This is a genomic window from Streptococcus sp. 3109 (genome assembly GCF_013276905.1).
Lineage (GTDB): Bacteria > Bacillota > Bacilli > Lactobacillales > Streptococcaceae > Streptococcus.
Genome location: NZ_VMLY01000021.1, coordinates 16,615 through 30,528 on the forward strand (window position 1 = coordinate 16,615; position 13,914 = coordinate 30,528).

Here is a 13,914-nt window from a genome sequence, read left to right on the forward strand (position 1 = left end):
GTGGTAAGATTATCATGCTTATTTGAGGAACAAGATACCTTTCAGGAGCGTTAAAGGCCTGTTTAGGATTGGGTGGGCTTGTATCATAGTATTTTTGCTATTCTATTTTTAGGAAGAAATCGAAACAAGGAGAGTAAGAAGATGAGAATATTTGTTTTAGAAGATGATTTTTCCCAACAGACTAGGATTGAAACGACGATTGAGAAACTCTTGAAGGAGCATCATATCACTCCCAGCTCTTTTGAAGTTTTTGGTAAGCCAGACCAGCTGCTGGCAGAGGTGCATGAGAAGGGAGCCCATCAGCTATTCTTTTTGGATATTGAGATTCGAAATGAGGAGATGAAGGGTCTGGAAGTGGCTAGAAAGATTCGGGATCGGGATCCTTATGCCCTGATTGTCTTTGTGACGACTCACTCGGAGTTTATGCCCCTGTCCTTTCGCTACCAAGTGTCTGCTTTGGACTATATTGATAAGGCCTTGTCAGCTGAGGAGTTTGAGTCTCGGATCGAGACAGCCCTCCTCTATGCCAATAGTCAAGATAGTAAGAGTCTGGCGGAAGATTGCTTTTACTTTAAATCAAAATTTGCCCAATTTCAGTATCCTTTTCAAGAGGTTTACTATCTCGAAACGTCGCCCAGAGCCCATCGTGTTATTCTCTATACCAAGACAGACAGACTGGAATTTACAGCGAGCTTAGAGGAGGTTTTCAAGCAGGAGCCTCGTCTCTTGCAGTGCCACCGCTCTTTTCTCATCAATCCTGCCAATGTGGTTCGTTTGGATAAGAAAGAAAAACTCCTTTTCTTTCCCAATGGTGGAAGCTGTCTAATCGCGCGTTATAAGGTCAGAGAAGTGTCTGAAGCTATCAATAACTTGCATTGAGCTAGGAGAGTTTATGAATATTGCTTGGATATTATTATATACACTTGTTACTCATGGACTAGAAATTGTCATTTTCTTTAAGGTGGATGGAATTGGTCTCACTTTTGAGAGGATTTTTAAGGCCTTTCTTTTTAAGATACTGTTGGCCTTTGTTTTTTTAATGATTGGCTATATGGTAGGAGATAGTTTCCTATTTTATTTTATGGACCCCTTGTACGGTATAGGCTTGTCTTTCTTACTGTTAAGAGGGCTTCCTAAAAAACTCCTCTTCTTTTATGGTCTCTTTCCAATGATATTGGTGAATCTCTTTTATAGAGGGGTCTCCTATTTTGTGCTTCCATTTTGGGGACAAGAAATTGTAGATAAAGATAGCAATCCTATCTTTTTATTGATGACGATATTCGTTTGCTTCATAGTTTTAGTCTTTTTGAAATGGTTGGACTATGATTTCACTAACTTGAGAAGGGAGATTCTCGATAAAGGTTTTAAAAAGTCCCTGACTACGATTAACTGGATAATGGGGGGCTACTATCTAGTGATGCAAAGTCTGTCTTTCTTTGAATATGAACAAGGTATTCAATCAACGACTGTTCGCCATCTGATTCTAGTGTTTTACCTGCTCTTTTTTATGGGGATGATCAAGAAATTGGATACCTATTTGAAGGACAAACTTCATGAGAGACTGGACCAAGAGCAGGTCTTGCGCTACAGAGATATGGAACGCTATAGTCGGCATATAGAGGAGCTTTACAAGGAAGTCCGGAGCTTTCGCCATGATTACACTAACCTCTTGACCAGCTTACGTCTGGGCATTGAAGAGGAGGATATGGAGCAGATAAAAGAGGTCTACGACTCGGTCTTAAAGGATTCCAGTGAGAAATTACATGACAATAAATATGATCTTGGACGATTGGTGAATATTCGTGATAAAGCCCTCAAAAGTCTTCTAGCAGGGAAATTTCTAAAAGCTAGAGATAAGAAGATTGTCTTTAATGTCGAAGTTCCTGAGGAGATTCAGGTCGAGGGGATGAGTCTACTTGATTTTCTAACCATTGTGTCTATCCTTTGTGACAATGCTATTGAAGCTAGTGTAGAGGCCAGTCAACCTCATGTTTCAATCGCCTTTTTAAAAAATGGGGCACAGGAGACCTTTATCATTGAAAACTCCATCAAAGAAGAGGGCATCGATATTTCTGAAATCTTCTCCTTTGGAGCCAGTTCTAAAGGGGAGGAGAGAGGAGTTGGTCTCTATACCGTTATGAAGATTGTGGCAAGTCATCCTAATACCAGTCTAAATACCACCTGCCAAAATCAAGTCTTTCGTCAGGTTTTAACAGTTCACTCGATGTCAGTTGATGATTAGAAGACTTGTGGAAAGAAGTACTGCCTGCAGTCATCAATTAAAATGCCATAGTATATGAGGTACCCTATATGAATAAGAAATCCTTTTTTATCATCTGTTCTACGTTGATCATAGCATCGAATCTTCTCATGCTTTCCGTTGTGAACAAGGGAGAAGAAACAGGGAGCAATCTGTTTGTGATTGCTATAGCCTGTGTTTTATTACCAGCATTTTTATATGCGGTTGAAAATCAACTGACTTCATTGGTAAGAGTAGAATCAATACTCCTGATTCAATTGACAGTTATATCCCTACTCCGTCTTATCAACAGAATAGGGAGTACGCCTGAAATCCTCAACATTATCATTACCCTTATCGCTTTGGCAAGTGGGACAGCTGCTATCCTTGTTGCGATCATGAGAATATATGAGAACAGACGGAAGTAAGGCTGAATAGCTTTCGATGTATTTTCACATTGTTAAATTCCCCTAGGGCAAGTATGTTTTTCATGCTTGCTTTTTAAATTTTTTACAATTCAAGATGTTTTGATGACCATTTGTGATTTGGATGGAAAATTTTAAAAAATAGTAGTATACTAACCTTATTAAGGTTGTAATAGGACGAAAGTAAAAAGAGGTATTCCTCGTGAATGCAAAAACAATGTTACAATTGGCTATTATGGTTGCTTAAAGACTTGAGCTTGTGTACTTGGAGGTAATTATGGATTTTAAAAGTTTTATTATTGGTTTAGTAGTTGGTATATTTGGTCCTTATATGGATGATTTAATTAGAAAAATATTTTCAAAATCTCCCAAAAAGGATACAGATAGTACCCTCTAAAAAATAAATTTCTCCCCTGTATTTGCTAGCTTAATTTACAGGGGAGTTTCTTTAATTTTGTTTCGCCTGTCAAAATGATATGTGATAGCAGGATGAAAAGTCTACAAACAAGTTGGTATCAATACAATATAAAGAGGAAAGTATGTTTTTCATGCTTGCTTTTTAAATTTTTTACAATTCAAGATGTTTTGATGACCATTCGTGATTTGAGTGATCCAAGGTCAAAATAAGTGCTATACTAATAGTGTAAAGGTTCTAGCTCAACAAACATTTAGGAGGAAATCTTATGAAGAAAAAAATACTTGTCATTTTCATCTTGTATCTAATCATGTCCATCTTTCTATATCCGCTTAGGGAGAGTGCTTGGTATCAGCTATTTTATACTATAGCCTATATGATTGCGGTTATGATTTATCTTGCTTTAACTAAAAAGAAAGGAGCAAAGAAATGAAAACTTTTCTTGCTAAAAAACGGAACATCTTCCTTGCGAGATTGTTCTTAGGTCAGTTGCCCTTGCTTGTCTCTACTTATCTATTTCTATCTCGTCAGTTTTTAAATTTTTCCTTGGTTTTCCAATTTCTTTTAGTGGTTATTAACTTGGCTTCGATTTTGGTTACTGTTTACCTCACTAGGGAGATGAGGATAAGAGAGTTTGAAGATGATGATTTGGTTAGTCCTAGAACCAATCAACTCATGTTCATCGGCTTGACAGGTTTTATGTCTATTATCTGTTTGTATAGAGGTATCACAGCAGGAGAATCCTATCAGCAATTGATTGCCTACATTGGTGCTATTCTCTGCTTGATTATCATGCTTCTGCTTATTTGGGGCTTGAAGTATTATAAAAAGTAGGGGCTAATGAAGTTTTTACAATTCAAGATGTCTCGATGACTATTCAAGATTTGGATGAAAAACTTTAACAAATAGTGCTATACTGAAATTGTCAAAGTTGCAACGGGTGCTGCTACATTATGTTAAAAATCGCTCTTGATTGATAAGCTGGATTTGTTAGGAAAGGAGTAAATAATTATGGATAAGAAAAAGATAGTTTCGACTATAATATGTATAGTATTTCTTGTAGTGTCAGTAGATAATTTTTTTAGAGACTTAACCCCGTTATTGTTCATTTTAAATATTATTGGCCTAACTTGTTTTTTAGTGTTAACATACACTAACATAAAAGAGATACTCTTAAATATAAGTAAATGATGATTTGGTTAGTCCTAGAACCAATCAACTCATGTTCATCGGCTTGACAGGCTTTATGTCTATTATCTGTTTGTATAGAGGTATTTCAGAAACAGAATTCTATCAACAACTAATCGCTTATATATATGAAATACAGACTATTTCTTGTTATTTTCTTGAGTAGTGTGTTGGATATTCTTTTAGGGACATTTTTACAAATCTCTATCGTATCGATTGGGTGGCTTGTTCTTTACAGTGGTTTGTTTGAGGCAGGAGTTTTCCTTCTTGCCAATAAAGGGTTGGCGGTAAAAATCAAGGAAGTAGACATTCGAAATCGCTTTAAATTTATTTTTGGAAAAACCTTATGGTTTCAAATTCTTTTGCTCATCTTTTTGATAATCAAACTTTATCTTGGTTTGGATGCGAGGTTGATTTTATTCTATGGACATATTTTCATTGTCTTTAATGCCTTAATGTATCTATTATCTAGTAGTCAGGTTATCCTTAAAAAGAACAAACTGTCTTCTTAATCTTACAGCAGTAGAGCCTGACAAGGGGAGCCATCCTGTCTTGTAGATAGTAGGAGGATTTATATGAAAAGACACTCTATTCTTTTCAAAACGAGTGCAATTCTTTCTTATTTGTTTCTGTTTTTCGGACTGTCTTGGACGCCCCAATTTTGGAGCAATTATTGGGAGTTCTCGTCTTGGGTAGGAAATATTATCTGGATTCGAAACATCATCAGCCTTCTCTTTATCGGCTTGATGGTTTGGATTTTGGTCAGGTCGGGCCATGCTTATCTCTTTCGTATCCCTAGGAAAAAGTGGTTGAGCTATTCTGTTCTGACGGTGTTAGCAGCTGTTGTGCTTATCTGCTTTAACTATCTGACAGCTAAACACGTTCAGGGAACCAATGAAGGGTGGAATTTGTTTATTGCTTATAGTGAGACAAATTTTGCGGAGTTTGGTGTTTACCTAACCTTAATCGTACTAGGACCTCTGATGGAAGAATTGGTATGTAGGGGATTGCTTCAACATGCCTTCTTTAAGAATTCGAGGTGGGGGCTGGATCTTCTCTTTCCGTCATTCTTATTTGCCTTGCCCCACTTTTCTAGCTTGCCAAGTCTGGCAGATATTTTTGTCTATACGGCAGTGGGCTGTCTATTTGCCTGTCTAACACGTTATACTAAGAGTATCTATCCTTCTTATTCGATTCATATTGTTAATAATATCATCGCAAACTTACCATTTTTGCTCACTTTTCTACATAGGGTCTTGGGGTAAAAAAACCAAAGGCTTGCTTTTCAGCCATAGAGGAGGTTATCATGTATAAACACTTATTTTTCCTAGATTCAAAAACCTTAGACTGGTTGACACCTTATATTCTGGTCTTGGCTTCTGACACCATTGCCTTTAATGTTTTTGTGCTAACCTTTGTATCTGTTGTGATGTTTTATTTTCTGAATCCCATGCTATCTTTAATGGCTATATTCTTAGGAGCTGGCTATGTGGTCGGTTTTTGGTTGTTAAAATGGTTTGTTTTGGAAAGGTTAGAGCTCAAGGATGACGCGTAGGAAGTCTGTTTGGTGAGGAGGATAATTTGATGGAGTTTTTTGACAAATTTCATGCCTTTTGTTTTGGATTTTTAGTACTAATAATCGTCATTACAGTTCCTTATACGATTAACCACGGGGATTTTTTTCAAAATGAGCCTGCACTGATTATTGTAAGTCTTCTTGTAACCTCGATGAGTGTTGCTTATGCTAGAAAATTTGAAATGATTTCTTTTGGGATGTTAAGCAAGAAAGACATTTTGCTTTTCATTACAATCTTTCTTCTAAGTCTGCTTGAGACGCTGGTTTATATTCATTTCTTCGCTATTTCTTCTGGCGCGGGAGTTCAACACTTGGCGGAAGTCCGCAGAGGAATTTCCCTGTCTTTGGTTTTGACTTCCTCAGTTTTTGGCCCCATCCAGGAGGAACTCATTTTCAGAGGACTTCTTCAAGGTGCGGTTTTTGACAATTCTTGGTTAGGGCTTGTGCTAACTTCCTCTCTCTTTTCGTTCATGCATGGTCCTTCTAATGTCCCTTCGTTTATTTTTTATCTACTTGGGGGCTTGTTGCTGGGCTTTGCTTATAAAAAGAGCCAAAACTTATGGGTTTCTACTCTAGTTCACATGTTTTACAATGCTTGGCCACTCTTATATTATTTATAAAAATCATGAAAGGGAAGCAGAAGAAAGAGCTTGCCTTTTCTTTCTACAATGATACCCAAGTCAATCCAGAGGCTTTTCTTTGAGAATCGGGTGTGGAGCGGTTGACGAATAGGCCAAAAACTAGTAGAATAGTAAGGAAACTTTATACGGAGGAAAGAAATGGATTTGGGTGATAATGAGCTAACACTGACTCCCATACCTGGGAAAAGTGGCAAAGCTTATATGGGTAGCTATCCTGATGGGAAGCGTATCTTTGTAAAAATGAACACCTCTCCAATCCTACCTGGTCTAGCTAGAGAACAAATTGCTCCACAATTATTATGGAGTCGCCGTTTGGCAGATGGGCGTGATATGTGTGCTCAAGAATGGTTGACAGGCAAGATATTGACCCCCTATGATATGAATCGTAAGCAAATCGTCAATATTTTAATCCGTCTGCATCGCTCACGTCCGTTGATGACACAGTTGAGTCGTTTGGGCTATGCCATGGAAACACCTGTAGATTTACTACAGTCTTGGCAGGAAACGGCTCCAGATGCTTTGCGTAAAAATCATTTTATCAGTGAAGTGATGGCTGATTTACGTCAGACTATTCCAGGATTTAGAGAGGACTATGCGACCATTGTCCATGGAGATGTACGACATAGTAATTGGATTGAGACAGATAGTGGCTTGATTTATTTGGTAGATTGGGATTCGGTTCGCTTGACCGACCGCATGTTTGATGTGGCCCATATGCTCTGCCATTATATTCCAGAACATCAGTGGAAGGAGTGGTTAACCTACTACGGTTACAAGTACAATCAAACGGTATTAAATAAATTGTATTGGTACGGTCAATTATCTTACTTGAGCCAGATTTCCAAGTATTATATGAACCAAGATTTAGAAAATGTTAATCGGGAGATTCATGGCTTGCGTCACTTCCGAGACAAGTATGGAAAGAGAAGATGAGAGTTAGAAATCGTAAAGGGGCGACAGAATTACTAGAGGCAAATCCCCAGTATGTGGTTCTCAATCCCTTGGAATCCAAGGGAAAATGGCGGGACCTGTTTGGCAATGACAATCCCATTCATGTGGAAGTTGGAAGTGGAAAGGGTGCCTTTGTTTCAGGAATGGCCAAGCAGAACCCTGACATCAACTATATCGGGATTGATATTCAAAAGTCTGTTTTGAGCTACGCTTTGGACAAGGTGCTTGAAGTTGGAGTGCCTAACATCAAGCTCTTGTGGGTAGATGGTTCTGACTTGACTGACTACTTTGAAGACGGTGAGATTGATCGTTTGTATCTGAACTTTTCAGATCCTTGGCCGAAAAAACGCCATGAAAAGCGTCGTTTGACCTATAAGACCTTCTTGGATACCTTCAAGCGTATCTTACCTGAAAATGGTGAAATTCATTTCAAGACGGATAACCGTGGCTTGTTTGAGTACAGCCTAGTGAGCTTTTCTCAGTATGGCATGAAGCTCAATGGTGTTTGGCTTGATTTACATGCCAGTGATTTTGAAGGCAATGTCATGACAGAATACGAGCAAAAATTCTCCAACAAGGGGCAAGTTATCTACCGAGTTGAGGCAGAATTTTAAGAAATAGCCTGAAATCAGGCTGTATAAGTGCTTTTGCTTTACATAAGTTAGCAAATGTGATATACTAAGGGTAAGAATATGAGAAAGAGAGGCGGGGAAATATCTTCGCCTCTTACTTATGAGGAGGTGGACGCAATCGCAACAATCGTAGAATTAGTCAGAGAAGTTGTAGAACCTGTCATCCAAGCACCTTTCGAACTCGTGGATATCGAGTATGGAAAGATTGGCAGTGACATGATTCTCAGTATTTTTGTAGATAAACCTGAAGGAATTACCTTGAACGACACGGCAGACTTGACAGAAATGATCAGTCCTGTCCTAGACACCATCAAGCCAGATCCCTTCCCAGAACAATATTTCCTAGAAATCACCAGTCCAGGCTTGGAACGTCCTTTGAAAAACAAAGATGCCGTCGCTGGAGCGGTTGGGAAATACATCCATGTCGGGCTCTACCAAGCCATCGATAAGCAAAAGGTCTTTGAAGGAACCTTGTTGGCCTTTGAAGAGGATGAGTTGACTATGGAATATATGGACAAGACACGTAAGAAAACTGTCCAAATTCCATACAGTTTAGTATCAAAAGCACGTTTAGCAGTTAAATTATAGAAAAAGAAAGGATAGCTTTTGAGGATTCAAAAGTGAAGAAAACATGAGTAAAGAAATGCTAGAGGCCTTCCGCATTTTGGAAGAAGACAAGGGAATCAAAAAAGAAGACATCATCGACGCAGTAGTAGAGTCGCTTCGTTCCGCTTATCGCAGACGCTATGGTCAATCAGACAGCGTAGCTATTGACTTCAACGAAAAAACAGGTGACTTTACAGTTTATACTGTCCGTGAAGTGGTTGATGAAGTATTTGATAGCCGTTTGGAAATCAGCTTGAAAGATGCTCTTGCTATCAATTCAGCCTATGAACTTGGTGACAAAATCAAGTTTGAAGAAGCACCTGCTGAGTTTGGTCGAGTAGCAGCCCAATCTGCCAAACAAACCATCATGGAAAAAATGCGCAAGCAAACACGTGCCATCACTTACAATACTTACAAAGAACATGAGCAAGAAATCATGTCTGGTACAGTAGAGCGCTTTGACAACCGCTTCATCTATGTCAATCTTGGTAGCATCGAAGCCCAATTGTCAAAACAAGACCAAATCCCTGGGGAAGTTTTTGCTTCCCACGATCGTATCGAAGTATATGTTTATAAGGTTGAAGACAATCCTCGTGGCGTCAACGTCTTTGTTAGCCGTAGCCATCCAGAAATGATCAAACGCTTGATGGAGCAAGAAATTCCAGAAGTTTATGATGGAACTGTTGAAATCATGAGCGTGGCTCGTGAAGCAGGTGACCGTACCAAGGTTGCAGTTCGTAGCCATAATCCAAACGTGGACGCTATCGGTACAATCGTTGGACGTGGTGGTGCTAATATCAAGAAAATCACTAGCAAATTCCACCCAGCTCGCTACGATGCCAAGAGCGACCGTATGGTGCCAATCGAAGAAAACATCGACGTTATTGAGTGGGTAGCAGATCCAGCTGAATTTATCTACAATGCCATCGCTCCTGCTGAAGTTGACCAAGTTATCTTTGACGAAAACGACAGCAAACGTTCCTTGGTGGTTGTGCCAGATAACAAGCTTTCTCTTGCCATTGGTCGTCGTGGACAAAACGTTCGCTTGGCAGCTCACTTGACTGGTTACCGTATCGACATCAAGTCTGCTAGCGAATTTGAAGCCATGGAAGAAGCTGATTCGGTAGAGTTGGAAGCAGAAAACGATACTGTAGAAGAATAAAAGCTGCTAGAGGAGGGAAAGATGAAAACAAGAAAAATCCCTTTGCGCAAGTCTGTTGTGTCCAATGAAGTGATTGATAAGCGTGATTTGCTCCGCATTGTCAAGAACAAGGAAGGGCAAGTCTTTATCGATCCGACAGGCAAGGCCAATGGCCGCGGCGCTTATATCAAGCTAGACAATGCAGAAGCCTTAGAGGCTAAAAAGAAGAAGGTCTTTAACCGCAGCTTTAACATGGAAGTGGAAGAAAGCTTTTATGACGAGTTGATCGCTTATGTGGATCACAAAGTGAAAAGAAGAGAGTTAGGACTTGAATAAGCAAAAGATAAGCAATCTCTTGGGACTTGCTCAGCGAGCAGGGCGGATTATATCGGGTGAAGAATTGGTGGTCAAGGCCATTCAAGACGGCAAGGCCAAGATGGTCTTTCTAGCTCATGATGCTGGACCCAATCTAACCAAGAAGATTCAAGATAAAAGTCATTATTATCAAGTAGAAATTGTAACCGTGTTTTCAACACTGGAATTAAGCATAGCAGTCGGGAAATCGAGAAAGGTTTTGGCTGTAACAGATGCTGGATTTACAAAGAAAATGAGGTCTCTTATGGAATAGAAGAGGAGGACATGATTTGTCTAAGAAAAGATTGTACGAAATCGCAAAAGAACTTGGAAAAGAAAGTAAAGAAGTTGTAGCGCGTGCAAAAGAGTTGGGCTTGGATGTGAAAAGCCACTCATCAAGTGTGGAAGAAGCTGTCGCTGCAAAAATTGCTGCCAGCTTTAAGCCTGCAGCTGCTCCGAAAGTAGAAGCAAAACCTGCAACACCAAAAGCAAGTGCAGAAAAGAAAGCCGAAAAGTCTGAACCAGCTAAACCAGCTGTAGCTAAGGAAGAGGCAAAACCTGCAGCCCCAGAAGCAAGTGCAGAAAAGAAAGCCGAAAAGTCTGAACCAGTAAAACCAGCTGTAGCCAAGGAAGAGGTAAAACCAGCTGAGCCAGTCGCTCCTAAAGCAGAAAAAGTAGCGGCTAAACCGCAAAGCCGTAATTTCAAGGCTGAGCGTGAAGCCCGTGCCAAAGAGCAGGCAGAACGACGCAAGCAAAATAAGGGCAATAACCGTGACCAACAACAAAACGGAAACCGTCAGAAAAACGACGGTCGTAATGGTGGGAAACAAGGTCAAGGCAACCGCGACAATCGTCGCTTTAATGACCAAGCGAAGAAACAGCAAGGTCAGCAAAATCGTGGAAACGATCGCCGTCAACAAGAGGACAAACGTCCAAATCAAGCGGCTCCACGTGTTGACTTTAAAGCCCGTGCAGCAGCCCTCAAAGCAGAGCAAAATGCAGAATATGCACGTTCAAGTGAGGAACGCTTCAAGCAGTATCAGGCTGCTAAAGAAGCCTTGGCTCAAGCTAACAAACGCAAGGAACCAGAGGAAATCTTTGAAGAAGCGGCTAAGTTAGCTGAACAAGCGCAGCAAGCACAGCAAGTTCAAGCAGTGGTTGAAGTCGTCCCTGAGAAAAAAGAACCTGCAGTGGATACACGTCGTAAAAAACAAGCTCGACCAGACAAAAATCGTGACGATTATGATCACGAAGAAGATGGTCCTAGAAAACAACAAAAGAATCGAAGTAGTCAAAATCAAGTGAGAAATCAAAAGAATAGTAACTGGAATAACAACAAAAAGAACAAAAAAGGCAATAACAAGAACAACCGTAATCAGACTCCAAAACCTGTTACAGAGCGTAAATTCCATGAATTGCCAACAGAATTTGAGTATACAGATGGTATGACCGTTGCGGAAATCGCAAAACGTATCAAACGTGAACCAGCTGAAATCGTTAAGAAACTTTTCATGATGGGTGTCATGGCCACACAGAACCAATCCTTGGATGGGGAAACAATTGAACTCCTCATGGTGGATTACGGTATCGAAGCCAAACAAAAGGTTGAAGTGGATAATGCCGATATCGAACGTTTCTTTGTCGAGGATGGTTATCTCAATGAAGATGAATTGGTTGAGCGTCCACCAGTTGTAACTATCATGGGACACGTTGACCACGGTAAAACAACTCTCCTAGATACCCTTCGTAACTCTCGTGTTGCGACAGGTGAAGCAGGTGGTATCACTCAACATATCGGTGCCTACCAAATTGTGGAAAATGGCAAGAAGATTACCTTCCTTGATACACCTGGACACGCGGCCTTTACATCAATGCGTGCGCGTGGTGCATCTGTTACCGATATTACCATCTTGGTTGTAGCGGCAGATGACGGGGTTATGCCACAGACTATCGAAGCCATCAACCACTCAAAAGCAGCCAACGTTCCAATTATCGTAGCTATCAACAAGATTGATAAACCAGGTGCCAACCCAGAACGTGTTATTGGTGAATTGGCAGAGCATGGAGTTATGTCAACTGCTTGGGGCGGAGATTCTGAATTTGTTGAAATCTCAGCTAAATTCAACCAAAACATCGAAGAATTGTTGGAAACAGTCCTTCTTGTGGCTGAAATCCAAGAACTCAAGGCAGACCCAACAGTTCGTGCGATCGGTACAGTTATCGAAGCTCGCCTGGATAAAGGAAAAGGTGCGGTCGCAACCCTTCTTGTTCAACAAGGTACCTTGAATGTCCAAGACCCTATCGTTGTCGGAAATACCTTCGGTCGTGTCCGTGCTATGACCAACGACCTTGGTCGTCGTGTTAAGGTAGCAGGTCCATCAACACCAGTTTCAATCACAGGTTTGAACGAAGCGCCAATGGCAGGTGACCACTTTGCAGTTTACGAAGATGAAAAATCTGCGCGTGCAGCAGGTGAAGAGCGTGCCAAACGTGCCCTCATGAAACAACGTCAAGCTACCCAACGTGTCAGCCTTGAAAACCTCTTTGATACCCTTAAAGCTGGTGAACTCAAGTCAGTTAACGTTATCATCAAGGCCGACGTACAAGGTTCTGTTGAAGCCCTTTCTGCCTCACTTCAAAAGATCGACGTGGAAGGTGTCAAAGTTACCATCGTTCACTCTGCGGTCGGTGCTATCAACGAATCAGATGTGACCCTTGCCGAAGCTTCAAATGCCTTTATCGTTGGTTTCAACGTACGCCCGACACCACAAGCTCGTCAACAGGCTGAAGCTGACGATGTGGAAATCCGTCTCCACAGCATTATCTACAAGGTTATCGAAGAGATGGAAGAAGCTATGAAAGGGATGCTTGATCCAGAATTCGAAGAAAAAGTTATCGGTGAAGCAGTTATCCGTGAAACCTTCAAGGTGTCTAAAGTGGGAACTATCGGTGGATTCATGGTTATCAACGGTAAGGTTACCCGTGACTCTAAAGTCCGTGTTATCCGTGATGGTGTCGTTATCTATGATGGCGAACTCGCAAGCTTGAAACACTACAAAGACGACGTCAAAGAAGTTACAAACGGTCGTGAAGGTGGATTGATGATTGACGGCTACAATGATATCAAGATGGATGATGTGATTGAGGCGTATGTCATGGAAGAAATCAAGAGATAATAGAGAAACGATAGCTCATTTGACTCGTCGTCAACAGCGCCTTGATGAACTTCAGTTCTATCTAAGGCTTGTTTCCTAGATTCAAATGGCTCTAGTTCCTCTATCTAATAGAAATAGCTAGGTCTGCTGGCCTAGCTTTTGGTTCAAAGTAGAGAAAGGAATATCATGGCAAATCATTTCCGTACGGATCGTGTGGGCATGGAAATCAAGCGTGAAGTCAATGAGATTTTGCAAAAGAAAGTCCGTGATCCGCGTGTCCAAGGTGTGACCATCACAGATGTCCAGATGCTGGGTGACTTGTCTGTTGCCAAGGTTTACTACACCATTTTGAGTAACCTTGCTTCAGATAACCAAAAAGCCAAAATCGGGCTTGAAAAAGCAACTGGTACTATCAAACGTGAACTTGGTCGCAATTTGAAATTGTACAAAATCCCAGATTTGACCTTCGTCAAAGACGAGTCCATCGAGTATGGAAACAAAATTGACGAGATGCTACGCAATCTGGATAAGAACTAAGAAGAGGGGCAACCCTCTTTTTTGGTGGAGAAAGTAGGTGGAATTTGAAATGGA

At 40.7% G+C, this 13,914-nt stretch carries 18 protein-coding genes; all 18 read left to right on the forward strand.

The window, feature by feature from the left end:
- Positions 1–141 precede the first annotated feature (141 nt).
- The 18 genes from HT698_RS09135 to rbfA all read left to right on the forward strand — a co-directional run bounded on the left by HT698_RS09135 (position 142) and on the right by rbfA (position 13,860).
- Positions 142–879 (forward strand): response regulator transcription factor, encoded by a 738-nt coding sequence (locus HT698_RS09135; RefSeq protein ID WP_173219780.1) that lies wholly within the window; start codon positions 142–144, stop codon positions 877–879.
- A gap of 13 nt (positions 880–892) precedes the next feature.
- Positions 893–2,242, forward strand: a complete 1,350-nt coding sequence (locus HT698_RS09140; protein WP_173219782.1) for a sensor histidine kinase — start codon at positions 893–895, stop codon at positions 2,240–2,242.
- A 68-nt stretch (positions 2,243–2,310) separates the two neighbouring features.
- Positions 2,311–2,667, forward strand: a complete 357-nt coding sequence (locus HT698_RS09145; RefSeq protein ID WP_173219785.1) for a hypothetical protein — start codon at positions 2,311–2,313, stop codon at positions 2,665–2,667.
- 274 nt (positions 2,668–2,941) lie between these two features.
- Positions 2,942–3,061: a PncF family bacteriocin immunity protein gene (locus HT698_RS09150; RefSeq protein ID WP_173219790.1), complete on the forward strand. Its 120-nt coding sequence runs from the start codon at positions 2,942–2,944 to the stop codon at positions 3,059–3,061.
- A gap of 286 nt (positions 3,062–3,347) precedes the next feature.
- Positions 3,348–3,512: a hypothetical protein gene (locus tag HT698_RS09155; protein WP_049511538.1), complete on the forward strand. Its 165-nt coding sequence runs from the start codon at positions 3,348–3,350 to the stop codon at positions 3,510–3,512.
- Positions 3,509–3,913, forward strand: coding sequence for an immunity protein (locus HT698_RS09160; protein WP_138704684.1), 405 nt, complete (start codon positions 3,509–3,511; stop codon positions 3,911–3,913). Before HT698_RS09155 ends, HT698_RS09160 begins: the two co-directional genes overlap by 4 nt.
- Positions 3,914–4,395: 482 nt before the next feature.
- Positions 4,396–4,779 (forward strand): immunity protein, encoded by a 384-nt coding sequence (locus HT698_RS09165; RefSeq protein WP_173219793.1) that lies wholly within the window; start codon positions 4,396–4,398, stop codon positions 4,777–4,779.
- Positions 4,780–4,842: 63 nt separating this feature from the next.
- Entirely contained in the window at positions 4,843–5,532 is a 690-nt protein-coding gene (locus tag HT698_RS09170; protein ID WP_173219796.1) for a CPBP family intramembrane glutamic endopeptidase, read from the forward strand.
- A 41-nt stretch (positions 5,533–5,573) separates the two neighbouring features.
- Positions 5,574–5,822, forward strand: coding sequence for an immunity protein BlpZ (gene blpZ / locus HT698_RS09175; protein WP_112444995.1), 249 nt, complete (start codon positions 5,574–5,576; stop codon positions 5,820–5,822).
- A 29-nt stretch (positions 5,823–5,851) separates the two neighbouring features.
- Positions 5,852–6,463 carry a type II CAAX endopeptidase family protein gene (locus HT698_RS09180; RefSeq protein WP_112444996.1) on the forward strand — a complete coding sequence of 204 codons (612 nt, stop codon included), beginning with the start codon at positions 5,852–5,854 and terminating at the stop codon, positions 6,461–6,463.
- 159 nt (positions 6,464–6,622) lie between these two features.
- Entirely contained in the window at positions 6,623–7,417 is a 795-nt protein-coding gene (locus HT698_RS09185) for a phosphotransferase family protein (RefSeq protein ID WP_112444998.1), read from the forward strand.
- Complete coding sequence (gene trmB / locus HT698_RS09190; RefSeq protein ID WP_112445000.1) at positions 7,414–8,049, forward strand: tRNA (guanosine(46)-N7)-methyltransferase TrmB; 636 nt, start codon at positions 7,414–7,416, stop codon at positions 8,047–8,049. The genes HT698_RS09185 and trmB overlap by 4 nt, the downstream gene beginning before the upstream one ends.
- 126 nt (positions 8,050–8,175) lie before the next feature.
- Positions 8,176–8,655, forward strand: coding sequence for a ribosome maturation factor RimP (gene rimP / locus HT698_RS09195; protein ID WP_173219799.1), 480 nt, complete (start codon positions 8,176–8,178; stop codon positions 8,653–8,655).
- Between the two features lie 43 nt (positions 8,656–8,698).
- Entirely contained in the window at positions 8,699–9,835 is a 1,137-nt protein-coding gene (nusA, locus tag HT698_RS09200) for a transcription termination factor NusA (RefSeq protein WP_173219802.1), read from the forward strand.
- A 21-nt stretch (positions 9,836–9,856) separates the two neighbouring features.
- The gene (locus HT698_RS09205) at positions 9,857–10,150 is read left to right on the forward strand and encodes a YlxR family protein (RefSeq protein WP_000857560.1); all 294 of its coding nucleotides are present in this window, start codon (positions 9,857–9,859) and stop codon (positions 10,148–10,150) included.
- The gene (locus HT698_RS09210; RefSeq protein WP_001041392.1) at positions 10,143–10,442 is read left to right on the forward strand and encodes a YlxQ-related RNA-binding protein; all 300 of its coding nucleotides are present in this window, start codon (positions 10,143–10,145) and stop codon (positions 10,440–10,442) included. Before HT698_RS09205 ends, HT698_RS09210 begins: the two co-directional genes overlap by 8 nt.
- Before the next feature lie 16 nt (positions 10,443–10,458).
- Entirely contained in the window at positions 10,459–13,344 is a 2,886-nt protein-coding gene (gene infB, locus HT698_RS09215) for a translation initiation factor IF-2 (RefSeq protein WP_173219806.1), read from the forward strand.
- Positions 13,345–13,509: 165 nt separating this feature from the next.
- Positions 13,510–13,860, forward strand: a complete 351-nt coding sequence (rbfA, locus tag HT698_RS09220) for a 30S ribosome-binding factor RbfA (protein WP_173219809.1) — start codon at positions 13,510–13,512, stop codon at positions 13,858–13,860.
- Positions 13,861–13,914: the final 54 nt, after the last annotated feature.

Coding starts and splice junctions, on each gene's coding strand:
- trmB (WP_112445000.1), top strand. CDS start 7,414: ATGAGAGTTAGAAATCGTAAAGGGGCGACAGAATTACTAGAGGCAAAT.
- HT698_RS09140 (WP_173219782.1), top strand. CDS start 893: ATGAATATTGCTTGGATATTATTATATACACTTGTTACTCATGGACTA.
- HT698_RS09180 (WP_112444996.1), top strand. CDS start 5,852: ATGGAGTTTTTTGACAAATTTCATGCCTTTTGTTTTGGATTTTTAGTA.
- HT698_RS09150 (WP_173219790.1), top strand. CDS start 2,942: ATGGATTTTAAAAGTTTTATTATTGGTTTAGTAGTTGGTATATTTGGT.
- HT698_RS09205 (WP_000857560.1), top strand. CDS start 9,857: ATGAAAACAAGAAAAATCCCTTTGCGCAAGTCTGTTGTGTCCAATGAA.
- HT698_RS09170 (WP_173219796.1), top strand. CDS start 4,843: ATGAAAAGACACTCTATTCTTTTCAAAACGAGTGCAATTCTTTCTTAT.
- HT698_RS09135 (WP_173219780.1), top strand. CDS start 142: ATGAGAATATTTGTTTTAGAAGATGATTTTTCCCAACAGACTAGGATT.
- nusA (WP_173219802.1), top strand. CDS start 8,699: ATGAGTAAAGAAATGCTAGAGGCCTTCCGCATTTTGGAAGAAGACAAG.
- HT698_RS09165 (WP_173219793.1), top strand. CDS start 4,396: ATGAAATACAGACTATTTCTTGTTATTTTCTTGAGTAGTGTGTTGGAT.
- HT698_RS09145 (WP_173219785.1), top strand. CDS start 2,311: ATGAATAAGAAATCCTTTTTTATCATCTGTTCTACGTTGATCATAGCA.
- HT698_RS09160 (WP_138704684.1), top strand. CDS start 3,509: ATGAAAACTTTTCTTGCTAAAAAACGGAACATCTTCCTTGCGAGATTG.
- blpZ (WP_112444995.1), top strand. CDS start 5,574: ATGTATAAACACTTATTTTTCCTAGATTCAAAAACCTTAGACTGGTTG.
- HT698_RS09155 (WP_049511538.1), top strand. CDS start 3,348: ATGAAGAAAAAAATACTTGTCATTTTCATCTTGTATCTAATCATGTCC.
- rbfA (WP_173219809.1), top strand. CDS start 13,510: ATGGCAAATCATTTCCGTACGGATCGTGTGGGCATGGAAATCAAGCGT.
- HT698_RS09185 (WP_112444998.1), top strand. CDS start 6,623: ATGGATTTGGGTGATAATGAGCTAACACTGACTCCCATACCTGGGAAA.